This is a genomic window from Viridibacillus sp. FSL R5-0888 (assembly GCF_038009105.1).
GTDB classification, from domain to species: Bacteria; Bacillota; Bacilli; order Bacillales_A; family Planococcaceae; genus Viridibacillus; species Viridibacillus arenosi.
The window spans coordinates 847,980-872,285 of sequence record NZ_JBBPAU010000001.1; the positions used below are offsets into that span (position 1 = coordinate 847,980).

General features: G+C 39.5%; 17 protein-coding genes, 20 tRNA genes and 3 rRNA genes. 33 read left to right on the forward strand and 7 right to left on the reverse strand.

Going from position 1 to position 24,306, the window contains the following annotated elements:
• Nucleotides 1–20 precede the first annotated feature (20 nt).
• Nucleotides 21–1,352 (reverse strand): sodium-dependent transporter, encoded by a 1,332-nt coding sequence (locus MKY02_RS04170; protein ID WP_340710682.1) that lies wholly within the window; start codon nucleotides 1,350–1,352, stop codon nucleotides 21–23.
• Between the two features lie 133 nt (nucleotides 1,353–1,485).
• Between MKY02_RS04170 and MKY02_RS04175 the strand changes: the two genes are divergently transcribed.
• The 3 genes from MKY02_RS04175 to yugI all read left to right on the forward strand — a co-directional run bounded on the left by MKY02_RS04175 (nucleotide 1,486) and on the right by yugI (nucleotide 2,543).
• Complete coding sequence (locus MKY02_RS04175; protein WP_235175762.1) at nucleotides 1,486–1,710, forward strand: sigma factor; 225 nt, start codon at nucleotides 1,486–1,488, stop codon at nucleotides 1,708–1,710.
• A 179-nt stretch (nucleotides 1,711–1,889) separates the two neighbouring features.
• The gene (locus tag MKY02_RS04180; protein ID WP_235175764.1) at nucleotides 1,890–2,081 is read left to right on the forward strand and encodes an RNA polymerase sigma factor; all 192 of its coding nucleotides are present in this window, start codon (nucleotides 1,890–1,892) and stop codon (nucleotides 2,079–2,081) included.
• An 81-nt stretch (nucleotides 2,082–2,162) separates the two neighbouring features.
• Complete coding sequence (yugI, locus tag MKY02_RS04185) at nucleotides 2,163–2,543, forward strand: S1 domain-containing post-transcriptional regulator GSP13 (protein ID WP_038188484.1); 381 nt, start codon at nucleotides 2,163–2,165, stop codon at nucleotides 2,541–2,543.
• Between the two features lie 35 nt (nucleotides 2,544–2,578).
• Here the strand turns inward: yugI and MKY02_RS04190 are convergent, their stop codons facing one another.
• Nucleotides 2,579–3,886 (reverse strand): sigma-54-dependent Fis family transcriptional regulator, encoded by a 1,308-nt coding sequence (locus MKY02_RS04190; RefSeq protein ID WP_038188482.1) that lies wholly within the window; start codon nucleotides 3,884–3,886, stop codon nucleotides 2,579–2,581.
• A gap of 139 nt (nucleotides 3,887–4,025) precedes the next feature.
• Here MKY02_RS04190 and pruA point away from each other — a divergent pair, with 139 nt between their 5' ends.
• The 3 genes from pruA (at nucleotide 4,026) to MKY02_RS04205 (ending at nucleotide 8,228) form a co-directional block, all read left to right on the forward strand.
• Nucleotides 4,026–5,570: an L-glutamate gamma-semialdehyde dehydrogenase gene (pruA, locus tag MKY02_RS04195; protein ID WP_038188481.1), complete on the forward strand. Its 1,545-nt coding sequence runs from the start codon at nucleotides 4,026–4,028 to the stop codon at nucleotides 5,568–5,570.
• Nucleotides 5,571–5,697: 127 nt separating this feature from the next.
• Nucleotides 5,698–6,891, forward strand: a complete 1,194-nt coding sequence (locus MKY02_RS04200; protein WP_038188479.1) for an ornithine--oxo-acid transaminase — start codon at nucleotides 5,698–5,700, stop codon at nucleotides 6,889–6,891.
• A 92-nt stretch (nucleotides 6,892–6,983) separates the two neighbouring features.
• A complete protein-coding gene (locus tag MKY02_RS04205) occupies nucleotides 6,984–8,228 on the forward strand; it encodes a Glu/Leu/Phe/Val family dehydrogenase (protein WP_340710683.1) in 1,245 nt (414 codons plus the stop codon).
• A gap of 66 nt (nucleotides 8,229–8,294) precedes the next feature.
• On the opposite strand, the gene MKY02_RS04210 is transcribed toward MKY02_RS04205, so the two are convergent.
• The 4 genes from MKY02_RS04210 to MKY02_RS04225 all read right to left on the reverse strand — a co-directional run bounded on the left by MKY02_RS04210 (nucleotide 8,295) and on the right by MKY02_RS04225 (nucleotide 11,098).
• Nucleotides 8,295–8,531, reverse strand: coding sequence for a DUF378 domain-containing protein (locus tag MKY02_RS04210; protein WP_038188473.1), 237 nt, complete (start codon nucleotides 8,529–8,531; stop codon nucleotides 8,295–8,297).
• A 57-nt stretch (nucleotides 8,532–8,588) separates the two neighbouring features.
• Complete coding sequence (locus tag MKY02_RS04215) at nucleotides 8,589–9,299, reverse strand: metallophosphoesterase family protein (protein WP_038188470.1); 711 nt, start codon at nucleotides 9,297–9,299, stop codon at nucleotides 8,589–8,591.
• Between the two features lie 83 nt (nucleotides 9,300–9,382).
• Nucleotides 9,383–10,363 carry a cation diffusion facilitator family transporter gene (locus tag MKY02_RS04220; RefSeq protein WP_038188467.1) on the reverse strand — a complete coding sequence of 327 codons (981 nt, stop codon included), beginning with the start codon at nucleotides 10,361–10,363 and terminating at the stop codon, nucleotides 9,383–9,385.
• Between the two features lie 12 nt (nucleotides 10,364–10,375).
• Nucleotides 10,376–11,098, reverse strand: coding sequence for an MgtC/SapB family protein (locus MKY02_RS04225; protein WP_038188464.1), 723 nt, complete (start codon nucleotides 11,096–11,098; stop codon nucleotides 10,376–10,378).
• A gap of 1,227 nt (nucleotides 11,099–12,325) precedes the next feature.
• Between MKY02_RS04225 and MKY02_RS04230 the strand changes: the two genes are divergently transcribed.
• The 27 genes from MKY02_RS04230 (at nucleotide 12,326) to MKY02_RS04360 (ending at nucleotide 23,078) form a co-directional block, all read left to right on the forward strand.
• A 16S ribosomal RNA gene (locus tag MKY02_RS04230) occupies nucleotides 12,326–13,878 on the forward strand.
• 184 nt (nucleotides 13,879–14,062) lie between these two features.
• Nucleotides 14,063–16,992: ribosomal RNA gene (locus tag MKY02_RS04235) — 23S ribosomal RNA — on the forward strand.
• A gap of 133 nt (nucleotides 16,993–17,125) precedes the next feature.
• Nucleotides 17,126–17,241, forward strand: a 5S ribosomal RNA gene (gene rrf / locus MKY02_RS04240).
• The 16S, 23S and 5S rRNA genes sit together here with 20 tRNA genes alongside, the layout of an rRNA operon.
• A 9-nt stretch (nucleotides 17,242–17,250) precedes the next feature.
• Nucleotides 17,251–17,326, forward strand: a tRNA-Val gene (locus MKY02_RS04245).
• 18 nt (nucleotides 17,327–17,344) lie between these two features.
• Nucleotides 17,345–17,420: transfer RNA gene (locus MKY02_RS04250), tRNA-Thr, on the forward strand.
• Between the two features lie 12 nt (nucleotides 17,421–17,432).
• Nucleotides 17,433–17,508: transfer RNA gene (locus MKY02_RS04255), tRNA-Lys, on the forward strand.
• 19 nt (nucleotides 17,509–17,527) lie between these two features.
• Nucleotides 17,528–17,612: transfer RNA gene (locus MKY02_RS04260), tRNA-Leu, on the forward strand.
• 25 nt (nucleotides 17,613–17,637) lie between these two features.
• A tRNA-Gly gene (locus tag MKY02_RS04265) sits at nucleotides 17,638–17,712 on the forward strand.
• Nucleotides 17,713–17,718: 6 nt separating this feature from the next.
• A tRNA-Leu gene (locus MKY02_RS04270) sits at nucleotides 17,719–17,807 on the forward strand.
• Nucleotides 17,808–17,836: 29 nt separating this feature from the next.
• Nucleotides 17,837–17,913, forward strand: a tRNA-Arg gene (locus MKY02_RS04275).
• A gap of 4 nt (nucleotides 17,914–17,917) precedes the next feature.
• Nucleotides 17,918–17,994: transfer RNA gene (locus MKY02_RS04280), tRNA-Pro, on the forward strand.
• 19 nt (nucleotides 17,995–18,013) lie between these two features.
• Nucleotides 18,014–18,089, forward strand: a tRNA-Ala gene (locus tag MKY02_RS04285).
• 27 nt (nucleotides 18,090–18,116) lie between these two features.
• Nucleotides 18,117–18,190 (forward strand) — tRNA-Met (locus tag MKY02_RS04290).
• A 16-nt stretch (nucleotides 18,191–18,206) separates the two neighbouring features.
• A tRNA-Ile gene (locus MKY02_RS04295) sits at nucleotides 18,207–18,283 on the forward strand.
• A 22-nt stretch (nucleotides 18,284–18,305) separates the two neighbouring features.
• Nucleotides 18,306–18,398: transfer RNA gene (locus MKY02_RS04300), tRNA-Ser, on the forward strand.
• A 32-nt stretch (nucleotides 18,399–18,430) separates the two neighbouring features.
• Nucleotides 18,431–18,507: transfer RNA gene (locus tag MKY02_RS04305), tRNA-Met, on the forward strand.
• A gap of 3 nt (nucleotides 18,508–18,510) precedes the next feature.
• Nucleotides 18,511–18,587: transfer RNA gene (locus MKY02_RS04310), tRNA-Asp, on the forward strand.
• 29 nt (nucleotides 18,588–18,616) lie between these two features.
• Nucleotides 18,617–18,692 (forward strand) — tRNA-Phe (locus MKY02_RS04315).
• A 4-nt stretch (nucleotides 18,693–18,696) separates the two neighbouring features.
• Nucleotides 18,697–18,770: transfer RNA gene (locus MKY02_RS04320), tRNA-Gly, on the forward strand.
• A gap of 7 nt (nucleotides 18,771–18,777) precedes the next feature.
• Nucleotides 18,778–18,854: transfer RNA gene (locus MKY02_RS04325), tRNA-Ile, on the forward strand.
• A gap of 10 nt (nucleotides 18,855–18,864) precedes the next feature.
• Nucleotides 18,865–18,939: transfer RNA gene (locus MKY02_RS04330), tRNA-Asn, on the forward strand.
• A gap of 5 nt (nucleotides 18,940–18,944) precedes the next feature.
• Nucleotides 18,945–19,035: transfer RNA gene (locus MKY02_RS04335), tRNA-Ser, on the forward strand.
• A gap of 4 nt (nucleotides 19,036–19,039) precedes the next feature.
• Nucleotides 19,040–19,111: transfer RNA gene (locus MKY02_RS04340), tRNA-Glu, on the forward strand.
• A gap of 223 nt (nucleotides 19,112–19,334) precedes the next feature.
• Nucleotides 19,335–20,099, forward strand: a complete 765-nt coding sequence (locus MKY02_RS04345) for a MerR family transcriptional regulator (RefSeq protein WP_340710684.1) — start codon at nucleotides 19,335–19,337, stop codon at nucleotides 20,097–20,099.
• An 88-nt stretch (nucleotides 20,100–20,187) separates the two neighbouring features.
• Nucleotides 20,188–20,679 carry a TraR/DksA C4-type zinc finger protein gene (locus tag MKY02_RS04350; RefSeq protein ID WP_051448792.1) on the forward strand — a complete coding sequence of 164 codons (492 nt, stop codon included), beginning with the start codon at nucleotides 20,188–20,190 and terminating at the stop codon, nucleotides 20,677–20,679.
• Between the two features lie 218 nt (nucleotides 20,680–20,897).
• Entirely contained in the window at nucleotides 20,898–22,100 is a 1,203-nt protein-coding gene (locus MKY02_RS04355) for an MFS transporter (protein ID WP_340708754.1), read from the forward strand.
• Nucleotides 22,101–22,145: 45 nt separating this feature from the next.
• Entirely contained in the window at nucleotides 22,146–23,078 is a 933-nt protein-coding gene (locus MKY02_RS04360) for a dipeptidase (protein ID WP_038188170.1), read from the forward strand.
• Nucleotides 23,079–23,137: 59 nt separating this feature from the next.
• Here the strand turns inward: MKY02_RS04360 and MKY02_RS04365 are convergent, their stop codons facing one another.
• Nucleotides 23,138–24,073: a hypothetical protein gene (locus MKY02_RS04365; RefSeq protein WP_340710685.1), complete on the reverse strand. Its 936-nt coding sequence runs from the start codon at nucleotides 24,071–24,073 to the stop codon at nucleotides 23,138–23,140.
• Between the last annotated feature and the right edge of the window lie 233 nt (nucleotides 24,074–24,306).

Consider the following 24,306-nt stretch of genomic DNA (forward strand, 5'->3'; position numbering starts at 1 on the left):
TAAGTGACAGAAAAATGACGTTATCTAAAGAACACACTTTGAATAAAGACGATAATAATTGCAATTGGAGCGACGAAACGAACAAGAATACGCCAAGTTTGGAAGATCCAATCTTTTGTGTTCAATTCAGCAGCAGCGTCTGCTTTCGAAATTTTATAACCTGAGAAAATAGCAACAAGTAGTGCACCTATTGGCATACCAATATTATTCGTAAGGAAATCAGCTGAATCAAAAATCGATAGACCGAAAATTTTAATATCGGACAATGCACCAAAAGATAATGCACTAGGAATACCAACGATGAAAATCCCAAAGCCGCATAGCCATGAATATTGCTTACGTTTATCATATTTTGGACCCATCGCAGTTGCTACAACAATTTCTAACATAGCAATAGCAGATGTCACTGTTGCAAATAATAATAAGATAAAGAAAATGATCATAAACACTGAACCAAAAGGAATTTGCTGGAACACAGCAGGTATAATAATAAAGACTAGCCCTGGACCTTGGTCAGGAGAGTAACCTAATGCAAATACAGCAGGGAATATTACCAAACCAGCTAATAAAGAAATACCAATATTCATCCAAGCAACATTCATTGCAGAGCTACCTATTTTCGTTTCTTTTGATAAGTAAGAAGCATAAGTCAGCATAGCCGAAACCCCAACACTTAAGGAGAAGAATGCTTGTCCTAAAGCCATCAATAACGTTTTACCTGTGAAATATGACCAATCAGGTACGAACATAAATTTAATGCCCTCAATTGCACCATCTAAAGTTAAAGAACGGATAACTAATACGATAAAGAAAATAAATAGTAATGGCATCATCCATTTGCTTGCTTTTTCAATCCCGTTTTTTACTCCACCCTGTACAATCCAGACAGTGAGAAATAAGAATACAGCTTGGGCAATGACAACTTCCCAAGGATTTGATGTAATAGAGGCAAAAAGCTCACCATAATAATCTTCGCCACTACCAGATAATTGAAATGAAATTGCACGAACAATATAACTTAATATCCATCCACCAACAACACTGTAGAAGGATAAGATAATAGCAGACAATATAAAACCTGCCCAACCAGTTAAAAACCAACGTGTACCTGGAGCTTGTTTTTTAAATGAGGAAACAGCATCTGTTTGACCACGTCGTCCAATCATAAATTCAGCCACTAATATAGGCAGTCCAATAAATAATGTACATATAATAAATAGCAATATAAAGACACTACCACCATTAGTACCAGCCATATACGGAAACTTCCAAATAGCCCCTAAACCAATGGCGCTACCAGCTGCCGCTAAAATAAATCCTATCCTTGACGCAAATTGATCCCTATTTGACACTTTTTATGTCCTCCTTTTAGTAAGGATTGTTTTATTCTACCTCAATCAATTAGAAAAAAGTATAGGATTTTGTGAAACAAAATTGAAACTTCTATCGTATCACCAACAGAACAACAGAGAGCGAGGGGGGACAATGCCAGTTAAGGAACTAATCGCCAAAGCTCAAAGTGAGGATTTAGAATCATATAGCCTACTTATACAGCTTCATCATAGAACAGTTGAAAAGTTTACTTTTCAGTGTGGAGTTCATGTGCATGACATACCAGATGTCACTCAAGAAGTATTTATAAAGCTTTACCGTTTTTTACACCAATTTAATCATGAGAGATTTACAACCTGCTATATAAAATTACCTTAAATGCAACGCGCGACTATTATCGCAAGGAAACGAGTGAAGTAGCGAAGGAACATAGATTGATACAAAACAGTTCAAAACATACATTTACACCTTCAGCTGAAGAATGAATTTTAGTCTTTGAGGAGGATCAAGAACTACCTCAAGCTATTTTGCAACTTGATGAATTCCGCCATCCTATTGTGCTCTATTACTTTCGTGAACTAACATACGAGCAAATAGCAGATGTATTAAATATATCGCTACCATCAGTTAAAACACGTCTTCTGATTGTTAGGAAGAAAGAAGACCAAATAGATTTACTTAATGTAAGTGAGTTCAGACTAATCAAAGAAGAAAATGGTTGGCTTATCCCATTAAATCCAACAAAGTGATTTTTTGCCCGTACTATACCACTATGTTATAATTTAACATGAATATAGTGTATATATAGCTACAGAAGGTAGGAAGGGCTTATGGCAGACAAATATGTAGTAGGAGATGTGTTAACTGGTAAGATAACAGGAATACAACCCTATGGTGCTTTCGTTGCTCTTGACGAAGATACCCAAGGACTTGTGCATATTTCTGAAATTACGTACGGCTTCGTAAAAAACATTGCAGATCTTTTATCGGTTGGTCAGGAAGTACAAGTAAAGGTACTTGAAATCGATGAAAATGCGAGCAAAATCAGCTTATCTATTCGTGCACTGCAGGAACGCCCCCCGATGAAACGTAAAGAAAACGCGCCAAGAAAATCTTTACAAGCGCGTGTTGACGAAAAAGATGCAGTTGGTTTCAATTCATTAAAAGAAAAGTTACAAGATTGGATCGATCAATCAGGTATAAAAGGTTAATAAAAAGAGGGTTCACATTAATGTGAACCCTCTTTTTATTTCTTCATTTTTCGAATACGGTATTGCAAATTTTGTCTGCTCATCCCAAGTGCATTAGCTGTTTTCGTGATATTTCCTTCATACATATTCAATGCTTTTTGCAAATAATATTCTTCTGCCTCACGTAAATACTCATCAAGCGGTAATAGTTCCTTCGTATTTTGTACAACAAAATAGGATGCATCGTGTGATGAGTCCCGCAATGCTTGCACCTTCCATTTGAAATGGAGTGGCAGCATTTCAAATGTTATCAATTCCTCTGTCGTTACCATTGAGACAATTTCCTCAAGCAGAATTTCTAATTCCTTTAAATTACCCGGCCAATCATATAGATGGAAAAGTTCATTTACTTCACTAGACAAGTCTTGAATATTAGAACCGAAACGTTGACGATGACGTTTCAGAAAGTTCTCTATAAATGGTTTAATATCTTCTCTTCTTGAATGTAATGGTGGCACATTAATCGTGACGGATGCGAAAAAATAATAGAGTTCTTTTAACAGTTGGCCAGAAGCAATTAAATCTATTGGATCTCCACCAATACTAGCGATAAACATATGGTTTTTCATATGGTTCTCTTCTAATAATTGTAATAACTTCTCCTGTAACGTTAAAGACAAAAATTCAATACGTTCGCAGAATATCGTGCAATTTTGAAGTGAGTTTGTACTTTCATATAGTTTTTCTAAAATGGCTGAATCTGAACGCTGACAGAATATCGTGATGAAATGTTGATTTACAGGATCTAAATTATGATGGATGCCTTCAGCAATTAAGTCTTTACCAGTACCAGATTCCCCGATTAAAAGTACTGGGAGTCTTGCTGTTGCAGCTTTTTCAGCTGTTTGAATAACTGCCTTCATAGGTGGAGAAACAGCGGTAATACTTGAAAAAGTAATTGGTTCACCATAACGTCTTAGTGGTTGGTAAACGAGCTTTTCAAGTGTAGTAATATCACGAGCGAACTCAATAGCCCCAATTAGTGCATCATTTTCAAAAACGGGAAATGTATCATTAATTGTCGTAATTTCCTGACCATTATGATTCCAATAGGTTTGTTTTACATTGAGTACTTTTTCGCCAGTTTGTAGAACTTGAAGTAATGTACTTTCTTCTTGCTCAAATTGAAAGAGTTCTAAAATAGAACGATCTATAACATCCTTTAAATTCAAACCCTCAATATCTTTCATTTTATCGTTATAAATAACCGTTTGCCCTTGGGCATTTACTGCATGAATGCCAACAGAAGCATGTTCTGTAGCGTGGCGGTAAAAGGGGGTTAAATCGTTGTCAATTGGTTTCATATTTTATCACCTTGAAATTTTTTTATAATTTTAAATATTTTTTACTTGAAAAACGCAATAATCTTTTGCATTATTATAAGTGTAAACAATTTATAAATGCAAATATTTTTTGCACTTACATCACAAAGGAGGATTACAAATGATTCCGTACAAACATGAACCATTTACAGATTTCTCTAAAGAAGAGAACAACACAGCATATTTAGAGGCTTTAAAAAAGGTGGAAGGATATCTTGGGGAAGAATATCCGTTAATCATCGGTGGAGAACGTATTACAACGAATGATCAAATCATTTCATATAATCCAGCAAATAAAGAAGAAGTTATCGGCTCAGTTTCAAAGGCTAACAAAGAATTAGCTGAGAAAGCGATGCAAGTAGCAGATGAAACTTTTCATACATGGAAGAAAGTAAAACCTGAAATTCGTGCAGATGTATTATTCAAAGCAGCAGCGATTATTCGTCGCCGTAAGCATGAGATTTCTGCGCTATTAACAAAAGAAGCAGGTAAGCCTTGGAATGAGGCTGATGCTGATACAGCGGAAGCAATTGACTTCTTAGAATATTACGGTCGACAAATGTTACGTTTAAAAGACGGTCAACCAGTTGAAAGTCGTCCAGGTGAATTCAACCGTTATGACTATATTCCATTAGGCGTTGGAGTAGTAATTTCGCCTTGGAACTTCCCGTTCGCAATTATGGCAGGTACAACAGTAGCTGCTGTAGTAACAGGAAATACAGTACTTTTAAAACCAGCATCTACGACGCCAGTAGTTGCTTATAAATTCGTAGAAATTCTTGAAGAAGCTGGATTACCAGCAGGCGTTGTTAACTATATTCCGGGCTCAGGGGCAGAGGTAGGAGACTATTTAGTAGATCATCCGAAAACACGCTTCATTAGTTTTACTGGTTCACGTGATGTGGGCTTACGTATCAACGAACGCGCTTCAAAATTAAATGAAGGTCAAATTTGGCTGAAACGTGTAATCGCTGAAATGGGCGGTAAAGATACTATTGTAGTTGATAAAGAAGCAGATTTAGAACTTGCTGCACAATCAATCGTAAAATCAGCATTTGGGTTTAGCGGTCAAAAATGTTCAGCATGTTCAAGAGCTGTCATTGTAGAAGATGTTTACGATGAAGTAGTAGCTCGTGTCGAAGAATTGACAAAAGGCTTATCAGTTGGGGACCCAACTGACTTATCAAATTTCACTGGACCAGTAATCGATGCTGCTGCATTCAAAAAAATTACTAGCTACATTGAAATTGGTAAAGAAGAAGGCCGAATTGTTGCAGGAGGCACTGCAGATGATTCAAAAGGATTCTTCGTAAATCCAACAGTAATCGTTGATGTGACTCCAGAAGCACGTGTGATGAAGGAAGAAATATTTGGACCAGTAGTAGCTATTGCAAAAGCTAAAGATTTCGATGAAGCATTAGCTATTGCAAATAATACTGAATATGGTTTAACAGGTGCAGTTATTACAAAAAATCGTATGAATCAAGAAAAAGCGCGCGAAGATTTCCATGTAGGTAATTTATACTTCAACCGTGGGTGCACAGGAGCAATCGTAGGTTACCAACCATTCGGAGGCTTTAACATGTCCGGAACAGATTCTAAAGCAGGCGGTCCAGACTATTTACAATTGCATATGCAAGCAAAAACAACTTCAGAGACGCTTTAATCAGTCTGTATCAAAAAAGATTTAATGAGAAAAAACAAAAAGGCAGACTATATTGCATATGTCTGTCTTCTATAAAGAAAATAGTGGACGTTAGAAAGCTTGCGTTTACATTTTAGGGGGAAATATAATGACAAAGACACATGAGATTATTAAGCAAACAGAAACATTTGGTGCACCAAACTATTTACCACTGCCAATCGTTATTTCAGAAGCAGAGGGAGTATGGGTAAAGGATCCAGAAGGAAATAAATTTATGGATATGCTTTCAGCTTATTCTGCTGTAAACCAAGGACATCGCCATCCAAAAATCATTCAAGCATTAAAAGATCAAGCAGACCGTGTGACATTAACGTCTCGTGCTTTCCATAGTGATCAACTTGGACCATGGTATGAGTTAGTTTGTGAAGTAACTGGAAAAGAAATGGCACTACCTATGAATACAGGTGCTGAAGCTGTAGAAACTGCATTTAAAGCAGCAAGACGTTGGGCTTACGATGTAAAAGGTGTAGCAGAGGGTCAAGCAGAAATCATAGCATGTAATGGGAACTTCCATGGCCGTACAATGACTGCGGTATCTCTGTCTTCAGAAGCAGAGTATAAAAGAGGTTTCGGACCAATGTTACCTGGTATTAAATTAGTAGATTACGGTGATTTAGATGCTCTAAAAGCAGCTATTACACCAAATACTGCTGCGTTTTTAGTTGAACCGATTCAAGGAGAAGCGGGTATTGTTATTCCACCAGCGGGTTATTTAAAAGCAGCACGAGATTTATGTCGTGAAAATAACGTATTATTTATCGCTGATGAAATCCAAGCAGGTTTAGCTCGTACAGGGAAAATGTTTGCATGTGAATGGGAAGATGTAAATCCTGACATGTACATTTTAGGTAAAGCTTTAGGTGGGGGAGTTTTCCCGATTTCATGTGTTGTCGCTAGTAAAGAGATTTTAGGTGTCTACAATCCAGGATCGCACGGATCGACTTTTGGCGGTAATCCAATTGCATGTGCAGTTTCAATTGCAGCATTAAATGTGCTAAAAGAAGAAAAGCTTGCTGAACGTTCATTAGAGCTAGGAAATTATTTCATGGATGAGCTGAAGAAAATTGATAATGATGCGGTAAAAGAAGTGAGAGGTCGCGGTTTATTCATTGGAATGGAGTTAAATGAATTAGCACGTCCATACTGTGAGAAGTTGATGACACTAGGTTTATTATGCAAAGAGACACATGATACAGTGATTCGTTTTGCACCACCACTAATTATTTCTAAAGAAGAATTAGATTGGGCAATTGAAAAAATCAAAAAAGTCTTTACAAAATAAACTGAAATATATCCCACAATCTCTGGAACTATGTTACAATGTTTGCGATATACAGTAAAAAAACATTACGAATAAAGAGGCGAGAAAATCAAATGGCAGAAAATCTTAACCTGTTTACATCAACACAGGCGGTTATTCACGAAGCTCTTCACAAGCTAGGCTACGATGAGGGAATGTATGAACTTTTAAAAGAGCCACTACGCATGCTAGAAGTACGTATTCCAATTAAAATGGATGATGGAAAAGTGAAAGTATTCACAGGCTACCGTGCACAACATAATGATGCAGTAGGTCCTACAAAAGGTGGCGTGCGCTTCCATCCGCAAGTTTCTGAAGATGAAGTTAAAGCGCTTTCAATGTGGATGACTTTAAAAGCAGGTATTGTTGATTTACCTTATGGCGGTGGTAAAGGTGGTATCATCTGTGATCCACGTCAAATGTCTATGGGGGAAATTGAAAGACTAAGTCGTGGCTATGTTCGTGCTATTAGCCAATTCGTTGGACCAACAAAAGATATTCCTGCTCCAGACGTTTTCACGAACTCACAAATCATGGCGTGGATGATGGATGAATACAGTCGTATTGATGAATTCAACTCTCCAGGTTTCATCACTGGTAAACCTATTGTTTTAGGTGGTTCACAAGGTCGTGACCGCGCAACTGCACAAGGTGTTACAATTGTGATTGAAGAAGCAGCTAAACGTCGTAATATTGACATTAAAGGTGCACGTGTCGTTATCCAAGGATTTGGTAACGCAGGTAGTTTCCTAGCTAAATTCATGAGTGATTTAGGTGCTAAAGTTATTGGTATCTCTGATGCTCACGGAGCTTTGCATGATCCAGAAGGTCTGGACATTGATTATTTACTAGATCGTCGTGACAGTTTTGGTACTGTTACAACTCTTTTTGAAAATACAATCTCCAATAAAGAACTGCTTGAATTAGATTGTGATATTTTAGTTCCTGCTGCGATTGAAAATCAAATTACTGCGGACAATGCACATAATATACGTGCAAGTATTGTAGTAGAAGCAGCAAATGGCCCGACAACTTCAGAAGCGACTAAAATTTTAAATGACCGTGGCATTCTACTAGTACCAGACGTACTAGCAAGTGCTGGAGGCGTTACAGTTTCTTACTTTGAATGGGTTCAAAACAACCAAGGCTATTACTGGTCAGAAGACGAAGTAAATGAAAAACTTCTTAAGAAAATGGTTGATGCATTTGATAATGTCTATACAGTTGCAACAACACGTGGTATCGATATGCGTTTAGCAGCTTATATGGTAGGTGTACGCAAAACAGCTGAGGCTTCTCGCTTCAGAGGCTGGGTATAATCGTTAATCTAAAAAGTAACCCCCAAGAACATAAAAGTGTTCTTGGGGGTTTTTACATATTAGGCATTACATCGTACGCGCAACTTGAGGTTCTGAACGCTCTATTTCTTCTGAAGGTCTAAAGAGTATCCACAAATTCACTAGACCAGCAATTCCTACAATAGTATAGATGATTCTCGATACCACACTAGCTTGTCCACCAAAAAGACTTGCGACAACATCAAATTGAAATAAGCCAATAACACCCCAATTTAAAGCACCGATAATAGTGAAAAATAAGGCCGTTCTTTGTATAACGCTCATCATAACACCTCCTCATACAGCTAGAGTGTGTTGTGATGTCGAAAATCATACGAGTTTTTATTTAATAAAGCAAATCCTCTTACTAGGTAGTTCTAGACAATTCAATTGACCGCCAAAAACGGCGCCTCCATCAATACCAATAATATTATTTTGTCCAAAATAAACATTATGGTTATTTTCACTTTGGTGTAAATTAGAAGTTGGAGTATGTCCAAATACTATTGTTTTACTGCCAGTATAACCGTTATAAAATTCTTCGCGAATCCAAATAAGTGTTTCTTTTTCCGTTTCGCTTACAGGGATATGAGGATCAATTCCTGCATGCACGAATATATAATCTTCGTCTTCTATATATATATGTAAATTTTTTATGAATGCTAAATGCTCATCAAGCTTTTTAGATTGTAATTGTGGAACAGTGAACTGTTCACCTTCCCCAATTCCTTGAATCTCTTCCTTAGAAAAGCCGTAGCTAAGTAAGGTTTCTTTACCTCCACACCGTTCGGTCCAATGTTTCCAAGCGTATTCCGTTTTTTCCGTAAATGCTTTTTCCATTAAATTTTCGTGATTGCCAATTAAAACAATCGCTCCGTTTTGCTGTAACTTCATGATTAAATCTAACACATCAGCAGAATTAGGTCCTCGATCAATATAATCACCCAGTAAAACTAATCTGTCTTCATCTGGTGAATAATTTGCTAGAGTTAAGAGTTCTTGGAATTTTTTTAATTCACCGTGTATATCGCTAATTAATATTGTTTTTTGCATTTTCATCTCTCTTTTCAATTGGTTATGTATGAAAGGGAAGCATGTTATTGAAATACAGATAACAATGCGTCCCAATCTTTTATTTACTTCATATTGTTAAGGTTATCGTCAAGGTGATTCCAGTTTGTAATACCATCATCTTCGTCAAAAGCAACTGTTACTTTTGAAACTTTAGTTTGCGATAATAAAATCTTCATCAAATGATCCCTAATATCATCAACCTCAGCAAAAGTAAGCGTAGGATCTATTTCAGCAAGAACCTCTACGTGTAAAAATTCACCTTCTTTTACCACTTCTAATTTTTGTATATCACGCACATTTTTATCTTCCCATAATAAACGTGCGATATGATTTAGCATTTCTTCATCGGTTTCACCAATGACTCCACGAGCATTTTCTAGGAATACGACACCAACTACGTAGAACATCATGAGACCAATTAGAATAGATGCAATACCCTCTACTTGTAAGAATCCAGTGAAATGTGCGATTATCACAGCTACAAAAGCTAAAACGCCACCTAAAGTTGCTACTAAATCTTCCATAAAGACAAGCTTTGTTGCAGGTTTTGCTCGGTTTAAATTGGCAAAGGCCCTCGGTAGGGCTGAAAAGAAAGTGGCTGACTCATTTGAATCATGAAGAATTTCTTTCGCTGCCTTCATTAACACAATACCTTCTAATACAATACCAATTCCTAAAACGCTCAAACTAATCCACATACCATTCGAAGTAGCGGGGTGAGTAATTTGATGCCAGCCTTCTTTAATTGTTTCGTAAGATAATATTCCTACAATAATAACGGCACCTAAACACACTAAATTAACAACACGGCCGAAACCTTTTGGGAATTGTCGAGTGGGTGCTTTTTTAGATAAAGCAGAGCCTATAAAAACAAAGAATTGGTTGGCGGAGTCTCCTAATGAGTGCATCATTTCTGCAAACATTGCAATGTTCCCTGTAAAGAAGAAAGCGACTCCTTTTAATACACCTAAAAATAAATTGACAAAAGCCGCTAATAGCGAGGGTTTATTTCCTTTTTTTAACAAACTCCAAACATTACTCATAAAATGCCTCCTCTAAGACAGGATTTCAATTTCTATTTCTTCTATATAAGGTTGTTCGCGAATGCTGTTATATAATGAAATAGTATCTTTTTTGGGAAGAGAAGAAAAACGTAAATCAACTTCATGCTTAAATTCATTATTCTCTAGACGAATGTCTTTAATACGCATATTATCTACATCCATATCATTCTTCTGTAAAAATAGTAAAATATCATTGATATCTTGTGTATTTTTAACGCCTATCTTTAATGATACTTCACGCATACGAAGTCGCTTAGGTCCAAATTTCATGAAAATTGGAGCAAGAATTTCTACACCAATCATAATAATAACTACAGCAATAATAGCTTGCCCATAAAAACCTGCACCAACTGCAATACCAATTCCTGCAGCTCCCCAAATCATAGCGGCAGTTGTTAAGCCGCTTATATTGTCATTACCTCTACGTAAGATTACTCCAGCACCCAAAAAACCAATTCCACTGACTATTTGTGCAGCTAAGCGGAGTGGATCCATTGTGACATTTATGCCGGGTACTGGTTTAGCGTTATAAACCGATTCTATTGAAATGATTGTTAACAAACAGCTGAACGTGGCAATGACTAAACTTGTTTTCAATCCAACAGGTTTTCTTTTCAACTCTCTTTCAATACCGATGACTAAACTCAACGTAGCTGCAACAATCAACTTAATAAACATTTCATGAGTTAAAGTGTTATCCAGTAAGAAATTCAATATAGTATTCCTCCTTAGTTTCATTTTTTTTATTTCGAACGCCGTTTGCTCAAGTTAAAATTATGTACATCTAGTATTCGTATTGTACACTATGTGGTTGGGGAATTTACCCTTTTCTGCTATTTAAGTTACACTTGCAGGCTGTACAGATTCCAACGTCATAACTTTTTTATTGAATGCTTTTTTGATTTTATTTATTTCTTCAATATTCTTTATGAAATTTAAGAATAAAATAGGCCAATTTAAAAAAGTAATTGGCTGTATTCAATTGATGTGAGTTAATTTTTAATGATTCAATTCATTCTATGGTTTGAATCATTAAGTTACATCTCGGTAGTAAGTTCAACAGTTCTTTTTACATTACAGCCTGTGCTTTTGTAGGAATGTAATTCTTCCATAAAAAAAACTTTATTCTAAAACACTATTTATCCGGTTGTATTGCAAACAAAAAGAGTGTACTAATAAGTAGGGGAGTGAGACTTAATGGTAAATGGTTCAACTTTTTTGTTATTTGTAGCTTACGCATTAGCAACCGGTTATTAGTTATATGAGCAAGAGTTCCGAAAAAGTTTAGCATTAATGACATATACAATGAATATTAGGTTCGTACAATTACTTAATTTTTCTAATTTCCTATTTAAGAGGAATCATATTGACTAGATTCTTCTATTGAATTGTTTTACTATACTAGCTATAGTACCCAATTTGTTAGGACATAATCTTTTAAGGAGTCTTTATAATGAGTGAGTATGAAAGTGTGCTCAATAGCGGATCTATTTGAAACAATTGGAGCGGTAATGTGTGGTAAACTTAAAGTATATTCTATTTCATGAAAAACTAATGCATACTCAAGTAATAGGTGTGATTGTAACATCCTATATTATGCTGTATATAATTAATGAAAAAAGAATATAAAGTTATTTTAAAAAAACTGTTGATTTTTAAAATAGCATGCTGTATAGTAATAAATGTCGTTAAGACGTGCTACAAAATATGAATACAACATCTTAAAAAACTTTTTCAAAAAAGTATTTGACAAAGAAAACAGATGATGATAAGATATTGAAGTCGCTTACGAAACGACAACAAAATGAACCTTGAAAACTGAACATGCAAGACGTTAATCAATAAATGTTTTTGAACATCAACTCTGTTGGTGGATCAAAACAAAAATAGATATCATCTTCGGATGATACGCTAGCAAAGCTAATGAGCTTTCAAACTACTTTTATGGAGAGTTTGATCCTGGCTCAGGACGAACGCTGGCGGCGTGCCTAATACATGCAAGTCGAGCGAATGATGAAGAAGCTTGCTTCTTCTGATTTAGCGGCGGACGGGTGAGTAACACGTGGGCAACCTACCTAGTAGATTGGGATAACTCCGGGAAACCGGGGCTAATACCGAATAATCCATTTTGTCACATGGCAAAATGCTGAAAGGCGGTTTCGGCTGTCACTACTAGATGGGCCCGCGGTGCATTAGCTAGTTGGTGGGGTAACGGCCTACCAAGGCAACGATGCATAGCCGACCTGAGAGGGTGATCGGCCACATTGGGACTGAGACACGGCCCAAACTCCTACGGGAGGCAGCAGTAGGGAATCTTCCACAATGGACGAAAGTCTGATGGAGCAACGCCGCGTGAGTGATGAAGGTTTTCGGATCGTAAAACTCTGTTGTAAGGGAAGAACAAGTACGTTAGTAACTGAACGTACCTTGACGGTACCTTATTAGAAAGCCACGGCTAACTACGTGCCAGCAGCCGCGGTAATACGTAGGTGGCAAGCGTTGTCCGGATTTATTGGGCGTAAAGCGCGCGCAGGTGGTTTCTTAAGTCTGATGTGAAAGCCCACGGCTCAACCGTGGAGGGTCATTGGAAACTGGGAGACTTGAGTGCAGAAGAGGAAAGTGGAATTCCAAGTGTAGCGGTGAAATGCGTAGAGATTTGGAGGAACACCAGTGGCGAAGGCGACTTTCTGGTCTGTAACTGACACTGAGGCGCGAAAGCGTGGGGAGCAAACAGGATTAGATACCCTGGTAGTCCACGCCGTAAACGATGAGTGCTAAGTGTTAGGGGGTTTCCGCCCCTTAGTGCTGCAGCTAACGCATTAAGCACTCCGCCTGGGGAGTACGGCCGCAAGGTTGAAACTCAAAGGAATTGACGGGGGCCCGCACAAGCGGTGGAGCATGTGGTTTAATTCGAAGCAACGCGAAGAACCTTACCAGGTCTTGACATCCCAATGACCGCTCTAGAGATAGAGTTTTCCCTTCGGGGACATTGGTGACAGGTGGTGCATGGTTGTCGTCAGCTCGTGTCGTGAGATGTTGGGTTAAGTCCCGCAACGAGCGCAACCCTTGATCTTAGTTGCCATCATTTAGTTGGGCACTCTAAGGTGACTGCCGGTGACAAACCGGAGGAAGGTGGGGATGACGTCAAATCATCATGCCCCTTATGACCTGGGCTACACACGTGCTACAATGGACGATACAAAGAGTCGCTAACTCGCGAGGGTATGCTAATCTCATAAAATCGTTCTCAGTTCGGATTGTAGGCTGCAACTCGCCTACATGAAGCCGGAATCGCTAGTAATCGTGGATCAGCATGCCACGGTGAATACGTTCCCGGGCCTTGTACACACCGCCCGTCACACCACGAGAGTTTGTAACACCCGAAGTCGGTGAGGTAACCTTTATGGAGCCAGCCGCCGAAGGTGGGATAGATGATTGGGGTGAAGTCGTAACAAGGTAGCCGTATCGGAAGGTGCGGCTGGATCACCTCCTTTCTAAGGATAATTACGGAAACAGATCTTGGATCTGTCGATTAACGTCTTGCGTTCAGTTTTGAAGGCTCATTGTAAAATGATCTTCAAAACCTTGTTCTTTGAAAACTGGATAAAACGACATTGAAGCAAATTAAGTAACACATTTTTTATTATTAAGTTTTTTAGGCTTAATAACTAACTTTTAGGTTAAGTTATTAAGGGCGCATGGCGGATGCCTTGGCACTAGGAGCCGAAGAAGGACGGCACTAACACCGATATGCTTCGGGGAGCTGTAAGTGAGCTTTGATCCGGAGATTTCCGAATGGGGGAACCCACTGTTCGTAATGGAGCAGTATCTTGACGTGAATACATAGCGTCTTGATGGCAGACCCAGGGAACTGAAACATCTAAGTACCTGGAGGAAGAGAAAGAAAAATCGATTCCCTGAGTAGCGGCGAGCGAAACGGGAATAGCCCAAACCAAGAGGCTTGCCTCTTGGGGTTGTAGGACACTCTATATGGAGTTACAAAGGAATGAGTTAAACGAAGCGGTCTGGAAAGGCCCGCCAGAGCAGGTAACAGCCCTGTAGTTGAAAGTTCATTCTCTCTTGAGTGTATCCTGAGTACGGCGGAACACGTGAAATTCCGTCGGAATCTGGGAGGACCATCTCCCAAGGCTAAATACTACCTAGTGACCGATAGTGAACCAGTACCGTGAGGGAAAGGTGAAAAGCACCCCGGAAGGGGAGTGAAATAGATCCTGAAACCATGTGCCTACAAGTAGTTAGAGCCCGTTAATGGGTGATAGCGTGCCTTTTGTAGAATGAACCGGCGAGTTACGATTACATGCGAGGTTAAGTTTTAGAAGACGGAGCCGCAGCGAAAGCGAGTCTGAATAGGGCGAATGAGTATGTGGTTGTAGACCCGAAACCAGGTGATCTACCCATGTCCAGGGTGAAGGTAAGGTAACACTTACTGGAGGCCCGAACCCACGTACGTTGAAAAGTGCGGGGATGAGGTGTGGGTAGCGGAGAAATTCCAATCGAACCTGGAGATAGCTGGTTCTCTCCGAAATAGCTTTAGGGCTAGCCTCGTGATAAAGAATCCTGGAGGTAGAGCACTGTTTGAACTAGGGGTCCATCCCGGATTACCGAATTCAGACAAACTCCGAATGCCAGTGATTTATGCACGGGAGTCAGACTGCGAGTGATAAGATCCGTAGTCAAGAGGGAAACAGCCCAGACCACCAGCTAAGGTCCCAAAGTAATTGTTAAGTGGAAAAGGATGTGACGTTGCTTAGACAACCAGGATGTTGGCTCAGAAGCAGCCATCATTTAAAGAGTGCGTAATAGCTCACTGGTCGAGTGACGCTGCGCCGAAAATGTATCGGGGCTAAACAATTCACCGAAGCTGTGGATGGACATCTTAGATGTCCGTGGTAGGAGAGCGTTCTAAGTGCTGTGAAGTCAGACCGGAAGGACTGGTGGAGCGCTTAGAAGTGAGAATGCCGGTATGAGTAGCGAAAGACGGGTGAGAATCCCGTCCACCGAATGACTAAGGTTTCCTGAGGAAGGCTCGTCCGCTCAGGGTTAGTCGGGACCTAAGCCGAGGCCGATAGGCGTAGGCGATGGACAACAGGTTGATATTCCTGTACCACCTATTTACCATTTGAGCAATGGGGGGACGCAGTAGGATAGGGTAAGCATGCTGTTGGTTATGCATGTTCAAGCAGTGAGGCGTGAAATGAGGCAAATCCCATTTCTATAACGTTGAGCTGTGATGACGAGGACGTATGTCCGGAGTTCCTGATTTCACACTGCCAAGAAAAGCCTCTAGCGAGGTAAAAGGTGCCCGTACCGCAAACCGACACAGGTAGTCGAGGAGAGAATCCTAAGGTGTGCGAGAGAACTCTCGTTAAGGAACTCGGCAAAATGACCCCGTAACTTCGGGAGAAGGGGTGCTCTAGTAGGGTGAAAGCCCGAGAGAGCCGCAGTGAATAGGCCCAGGCGACTGTTTAGCAAAAACACAGGTCTCTGCAAAACCGTAAGGTGACGTATAGGGGCTGACGCCTGCCCGGTGCTGGAAGGTTAAGAGGAGTGCTTAGCGCAAGCGAAGGTGCGAATTGAAGCCCCAGTAAACGGCGGCCGTAACTATAACGGTCCTAAGGTAGCGAAATTCCTTGTCGGGTAAGTTCCGACCCGCACGAAAGGCGTAACGATCTGGGCACTGTCTCAACGAGAGACTCGGTGAAATTATAGTACCTGTGAAGATGCAGGTTACCCGCGACAGGACGGAAAGACCCCGTGGAGCTTTACTGTAGCCTGATATTGAATTTTGATACATCTTGTACAGGATAGGTAGGAGCCAGAGATTCCGGAGCGCCAGCTTCGGAGGAGGCGTTGGTGGGATACTACCCTAGATGTATTGAACTTCTAACCCATGCCCCTTAGCGGGGTAGGAGACAGTGTCAGGCGGGCAGTTTGACTGGGGCGGTCGCCTCCTAAAGAGTAACGGAGGCGCCCAAAGGTTCCCTCAGAATGGTTGGAAATCATTCGTAGAGTGTAAAGGCATAAGGGAGCTTGACTGCGAGACCTACAAGTCGAGCAGGGTCGAAAGACGGGCTTAGTGATCCGGTGGTTCCGCATGGAAGGGCCATCGCTCAACGGATAAAAGCTACCCCGGGGATAACAGGCTTATCTCCCCCAAGAGTCCACATCGACGGGGAGGTTTGGCACCTCGATGTCGGCTCATCGCATCCTGGGGCTGTAGTCGGTCCCAAGGGTTGGGCTGTTCGCCCATTAAAGCGGTACGCGAGCTGGGTTCAGAACGTCGTGAGACAGTTCGGTCCCTATCCGTCGTGGGCGTAGGAAATTTGAGAGGAGCTGTCCTTAGTACGAGAGGACCGGGATGGACACACCGCTGGTGTACCAGTTGTTCTGCCAAGGGCATCGCTGGGTAGCTATGTGTGGACGGGATAAGTGCTGAAAGCATCTAAGCATGAAGCCCCCCTCAAGATGAGATTTCCCATTACGCAAGTAAGTAAGATCCCTCAAAGACGATGAGGTAGATAGGTTCGAGGTGGAAGTGTGGCGACATACGGAGCTGACGAATACTAATAGATCGAGGACTTAACCAAATTTTACTTAACGAACTTCAATGTAATTTATCCAGTTTTGAGAGAATAAGAAAAAAACTTTTCTAAAATAGCAAAAAACACTTGCTAAACTTTAAAAAAGATGTTATAATAATTCTTGTCCTTAAGAAAATAGTCTAGTGACGATGGCAAAGAGGTCACACCCGTTCCCATGCCGAACACGGAAGTTAAGCTCTTTAGCGCCGATGGTAGTTGGGGGTTTCCCCCTGTGAGAGTAGGACGTTGCTAGGCGAACAATATGGAGGATTAGCTCAGCTGGGAGAGCACCTGCCTTACAAGCAGGGGGTCGGCGGTTCGATCCCGTCATCCTCCACCATTATTTTAAATAAACAATGCCGGTGTAGCTCAGTTGGTAGAGCAACTGACTTGTAATCAGTAGGTCGAGGGTTCGACTCCTTTCGCCGGCACCATTCATTTTATATGAGCCATTAGCTCAGTTGGTAGAGCATCTGACTTTTAATCAGAGGGTCGTAGGTTCGAATCCTACATGGCTCACCATTTTTAAAAAACATTATATGCGGGTGTGGCGGAACTGGCAGACGCACTAGACTTAGGATCTAGCGCCGCAAGGCGTGGGGGTTCGACTCCCTTCACCCGCACCATAATTTTTAAGTTTATCAGCATATTGCGGAAGTAGTTCAGTGGTAGAACACCACCTTGCCAAGGTGGGGGTCGCGAGTTCGAACCTCGTCTTCCGCTCCAAAATATGCCGGGGTGGCGGAACTGGCAGACGCACAGGACTTAAAATCCTGCGGTAGGTGACTACCGTACCGGTTCGATTCCGGTCCTCGGCACCATATTTTAATATAATATAAGTGATATAAATGCGCCCGTAGCTCAATTGGATAGAGCGTCTGACTACGGATCAGAAGGTTGTGGATTCGACTTCTGCCGGGCGCGCCATTAACGGGAAGTAGCTCAGCTTGGTAGAGCACTTGGTTTGGGACCAAGGGGTCGCAGGTTCGAATCCTGTCTTCCCGACCATTAATACTTTCAACCCTATGGGGCCTTAGCTCAGCTGGGAGAGCGCCTGCCTTGCACGCAGGAGGTCAGCGGTTCGATCCCGCTAGGCTCCACCAATTTATTACTAAATTTAATACCATCATGGCGGCGTAGCTCAGCTGGCTAGAGCGTACGGTTCATACCCGTGAGGTCGGGGGTTCGATCCCCTCTGCCGCCATACTAACCAAACTAAAGGACCTTTAGCTCAGTTGGTTAGAGCAGACGGCTCATAACCGTCCGGTCGCAGGTTCGAGTCCTGCAAGGTCCACCATCTACACAACGTTATATTTTTTGGAGGAATACCCAAGTCTGGCTGAAGGGATCGGTCTTGAAAACCGACAGGCGGGTCATACCGCGCGGGGGTTCGAATCCCTCTTCCTCCTCCATTTTTTAAAATTTAATTTCATAATATCATTATCGCGGGGTGGAGCAGTTCGGTAGCTCGTCGGGCTCATAACCCGAAGGTCACAGGTTCAAATCCTGTCCCCGCAACCAAATGGTCCGGTAGTTCAGTTGGTTAGAATGCCTGCCTGTCACGCAGGAGGTCGCGGGTTCGAGTCCCGTCCGGACCGCCATTTTTTAAAAATATTGTATTAATCATCATGGGTCAGTAGCTCAGTTGGTAGAGCATTAGATTGAAGCTCTAAGTGTCGGCGGTTCGATTCCGTCCTGACCCACCATGATGCGGGTGTAGTTTAGTGGTAAAACCACAGCCTTCCAAGCTGTTGTCGAGAGTTCGATTCTCTTCACCCGCTCCAATTTTATGGGCCTATAGCTCAGCTGGTTAGAGCGCACGCCTGATAAGCGTGAGGTCGATGGTTCGAGTCCATTTAGGCCCACCATTAAAATTTTTCCGAAGTAGCTCAGTGGTAGAGCATCCGGCTGTTAACCGGACGGTCGTAGGTTCGAGTCCTACCTTCGGAGCCATATATGGGGAAGTACTCAAGTGGCTGAAGAGGCGCCCCTGCTAAGGGTGTAGGTCGCGTAAGCGGCGCGAGGGTTCAAATCCCTCCTTCTCCGCCATATAGGCCCCTTGGTCAAGCGGTTAAGACACCGCCCTTTCACGGCGGTAACACGGGTTCGAATCCCGTAGGGGTCATACTTTAAAAACCATTAGAATCAAATATGATTCTAATGGTTTTTTTGCGTTTGGAAAGTAAATTGAAAAGGCATTTTTTTAATGAGTTAAAGCTATTTTTGCAGATAATGAAAGTAACATACTAAGTAAAGGCTGATTGCCGATACTTAGATTTTTTATTTTAAATACTGTTGACCTTAACGTTACGTCAAACTATATAGTAGAAACATGGAGGTGAAAGAAGATGGAAATGACAATTCAAAAACTTGCTCAGCTGTCAGGAGTTAGTTCAAGAACATTGCGTTATTATGATGATCTAGGCTTGTTAAAACCTGCACGTGTAAATTCTTCAGGTTATCGTATTTATGGGCAAGAAGAGATTGATTTGTTACAGCAAATATTATTTTATCGTGAATTAGGCTTTAAGTTAGAAGTCATTAAAGAAATCATAACAGTCGAGAATTTTGACTATAAGAATGCCTTAATGGAGCATTATAAGGCATTAATGGAGAAACGCCACCAATTAGATGTCATGATAACAACGGTAACTAAAACGATCAGTGCTATGAATGGAGGAATTCAAATGTCGAATGAAGAAAAGTTTGAAGGTTTAAAGGAAAAAATGATTTTAGATAATGAAAAACAATATGGTCAAGAGATACGTCAAAATTACGGAGATACTACAGTTGATGCTTCCAATAATAAAGTGCAACAAATGACTGAGCAGCAATATGAAGAAGTGCAAGCATTAGAGCAAGACGTGAAGAGATTATTAAAGCAAGCAATGGAAACTGGTCAAGCTGATAGTGATGTTGCTCAGCGTGCTGCCGAAGCACATAAGCGATGGTTAATGTATTATTGGCCAAAGTATAGTAAAGAAGCACATGCAGGACTTGCAGAAATGTATACAGCAGATGAACGTTTCACGAGCTATTATGATAAAGAGCAAAATGGTACAGCACAACTTTTAAGAGATGCTATATTAATCTATACTGGAATGGATATTTAGAGTACTGCAAAAAGCAGTACTCTTTTTTATGTTTGATTTAAAAAATATAGGAAATAATAAAAATAGGTTATATTAATGGAGGAATAAAATGACGAACACAAAATATCAAAATTTAAAAAATCAAATGATACAAGAATTATTTGTGTTGCAGGGAAGAAAATATACACATGAGCCCCCAGACTCAACAGAGTTATCCAATTATGACAACCATCCTGCAGATCAAGCAACTGATTTAACAGATCAAGTAACAGAAATGGCGATAGGCGAGCATAATGAACAAGAAATTGAAAAACTTGAGGCTGCGTTGCGAGCTATTGATGATGGTTCTTATGGAAAATGTAGTGAATGTGGAGAAGACATTCCATTTGGTCGATTAGAGGCTATTCCAACAGCACTGACATGTGTTGAACATGTACCAGAAAATAAGGTACCTACTGACAGACCTGTTGAGGAGGAACTATTAAATGCATCAACAGAGAGACCTATACAGGATGAAAGATCGATTGTTGATAATGAGGACAGTTTTCTAGAAGTAGAAGCATACGGTTCCTCAGATTCACCTAGCGATCAAATAGAATAAAGTAAAAATGGGACTGTGGGGATACAGTTCCATTTTTGTTGTGCTCAATATTAATGACAACTATGTGAAATTAGAAAGATATTTTATGGAATCTTCAGAAATTTATATACATATTAAATTTACATAATTATAAAATGGAAATATATAGATTTTATTGTATGTAGAAGGGGGAAATACAATTTCATCAATCGATTGACAAATAAGGGGTGAAAATTGGGATGTGGAAAAGATATTCTTTATTACTTAGTGGAATTGGCGTTTCGTTTTTTGGGAATTGGATTTACATAATCGCGTTGAATGTCTTGGTTCTTGATATGACCAAATCAGCAGCAGCAGTTGCAGGTATTTATATTGTAGGTCCTGTTGCAAAGTTACTAACAAATTTCTTTGCCGGCTCCATAATTGATAGGCAGAATAAGAGAAGATTAATGATAATTTCTGATGTGATAAGAGGTTTACTTGTGCTACTTGTACCTTTTATGGGATCGATTTGGATTATTTATACCATAATCTTTGTTGCAAATATGGCAGGTTCTTTTTTTGGGCCCAGCTCTACTTTTTATATTACGAAATTTGTAAAGGAAACCGATCGACGACGATTTAATTCAATTATGAGTATGATGAATTCAGGTTCGTTTTTAATCGGCCCAGCGCTTGCGGGTATACTAATTGCAACAGTAGGTACAACGATATGTGTCGTGATTAACGCAGTTACATTCTTTTGTTGTGCGATTTGTATTTACCTGTTACCAAATATCGAAGATGAAACAATATTAAAGCGTGAACCAATTTCTTTAAAAATGATGTTAGTAGATTGGCAAGTTGTTAAGTCATATATAAAACAAGATCATTATTTTATAAAAGTATATTTATTATTCCAAGTTGCTTTAATGATTGCTTTTTCTCTAGATTCACAAGAGGTGACATTTATTAAGCAAAACTTAGGATTATCTAATCAAATGTATGGAGTAATCGTTAGCATTACGGGGATAGGCTCAATTATTGGGGCATCAATATCAGCAATGTTTGTGAAAAAAATATCATTACAAATATACTTTGCCGTAGGTATGTTGATGACCACAGTTGGCTATTTATTATTTTACAGCTCTGTAGGGTTTTGGACAGCAACTGCAGCATTTATCTTTTTAGGGTTCTTTATGTCATTCTCCAACTCAGGATATGATACTTTCTATCAAAAAAATGTGCCAACAGAAATTATGGGGCGGTTTGGTAGTGTAACAGCAATGTTCTTAAGTATAATACAAATTTCATTTACTTTTATTATCGGTGCTCTAGCTGAATGGTTTTCTTTACAAATGGTGGCTGTAGGATTTTCGGCAATAGCAGTGCTACTATCGGTCATATTGTGCACACAAGTATTTCAAAAATCAAACAAGCGATATTATGCTGAAACATCGTAACCATGTATAATATGTGCAGTAAGATAGCTAATGGGGGTACAACATATGAATATTATCGATTTGCATTGTGATGTGTTATGGAAATTGTCCATAGCCGAAGAACCACTTAATTTTAGAAATGCACCACAATTACAAGCAAATTTAGAACGCTTAAAGCAAGGAAAAGTGAAGGTACAATTTTTTGCGATTTTCGTAGATGAAGATATACCTCAAGGAAGAAAATATTTAGAGGCACTCCGCCAAATTGAATTATTCCAAACACAAGTGCTTGCTCCAAATCCGGAGATCGTACATATTACAGATTGGCATCAACTAGAAACGCTACAAGAAGGTGAAATTGGAGCGGTTTTAACATTAGAAGGTTGTGATGCCATCGGAGCCGATCTATTCAAATTACAGGCTATATTAGATGCAGGAGTGAAACTAGTTGGCCTCACTTGGAATAATGAGAATGCTGTTGCCTATGGTGCACAAAATGACCCTAATTTAGGTTTGAAAGATTTTGCAAAAGAGGTTGTGGCATTATTAAATGAACGTGACATACTCATAGATGTATCACATTTAAACATGCAAGGATTTTGGGATGTACTACCGATAGCTAAACATATTATTGCTAGTCACTCGAATGCACGTGCATTATGTGACCATCCTCGTAATTTAACGGATGAGCAGGCAAAGGCTCTTGTAGAACATGGTGGTCATATTCATCTAGTTTATTATCCAGAGTTTATTGTCAATCATACTGAATCTGCTACAATGCAGGTATTGATTCAACATTTTATGCATTTAGCAAATGTAGTGGGTGTAGAGAATTTAGGGTTAGGATCAGATTTTGACGGCATTCACCAGTTTGTTGAGAATTTACAGAATGCATCTCAAACTCAAAATTTGTTAGAGAAATTGCAAGACCATTTTACTGAGGATGAAGTGAAAGGTATCGCGAGTAATAACTTCTTATCTTATGTGAAAAAAATATAAATTTAAGTATAAAAAAAACGTCATGACGTAGGTTGTCATAACGTTTTTTTGCAGTGAAGTTAATTCTTTGTTATTTTCACTAATACTTGCTTACTTTTGCCGTAAATGATTAATTCGTAAGCATCTTTCTTTATCTGGGTTTTAGTGGATTCTAATGTGAAAAATTTCTTGAAAGTCTCTTTTAAATAAGTGACATTTTCGGACTTAGACTTGTCTAACCCCGTGTTTAAAGAAATATAGGTTTTTCCATTCTTTATTTGATAACTTATACCTTTCAGCATGTAATCACTTTTCCCAATAAGATTATCTGAAATAGTGCTAATAATTGGACTCCATCTATAATCTTGAAGTCTTTTCGATTTGTTATACAGTTTAAATTCAACTTTTTTTATTTTAAACTTTTCCTTCTTTAAAGCCTTTTCCACAGCTTGCTTTATAGTCTTTTTTCTTTTTTCAGTATTAGGTAATTCTATAATGAGGATTCCAAATTTTATATCGTTATATGCTATGCTTGGCGGTGTATCATATCCGAATTTTTTCATGGTTTTTGAAATGATAGGGAAGAGGTTCAGCATTTCTTTATGGATTTCTTCACTTTTAGATGGCAACTCATTAGGCGGAACATTTTCGAATTTCTCGATTTTGATTTTATAATCGTCAATATAGCGGGCTGCCAAAATTTCTTCAACTTTCTTTGTCACTATTGGTTTTTCTTTTTCCAATTCTTCATTGGTTAGATGGAGAGAAATAGTTATGGTATAAGGATATGGTATTAATCCGACACTCATAATTTCATAGTCTGCGCGGTTTAAAGTATCAAAAACTTCCCGAGCCACAGAATTCCCACCAATATCTAATCGAATCGGTGCTAACTTCTTTCCATTACTAGCCATTACAACTGAAATGGTGGTATTACTTATAAAAAGGAAAAAGAAAGCAATTGCAAAGCTTACAATGATATGTGGCTTTTTCAATAGGTTTCGTTTTACTTTCATAAATGCTGACTTTATTTGCTTAGCATCAGACTTTTTTCTCGTAGTGATAACCCCTTTTCTGGACTCTCTTCTAGTATTTTTAAAACTTTTATTACGATCGATTTCAGTTCTTATTCAAATAAGGTTGTTCATAAGTAGAATATATGTTGTTAGACAAAATGTCATGACATAATCTATCATGACGTTTATATTTTAGCTGTATTAGAATTTTTTAGTAAATTACTAGCGGGAAT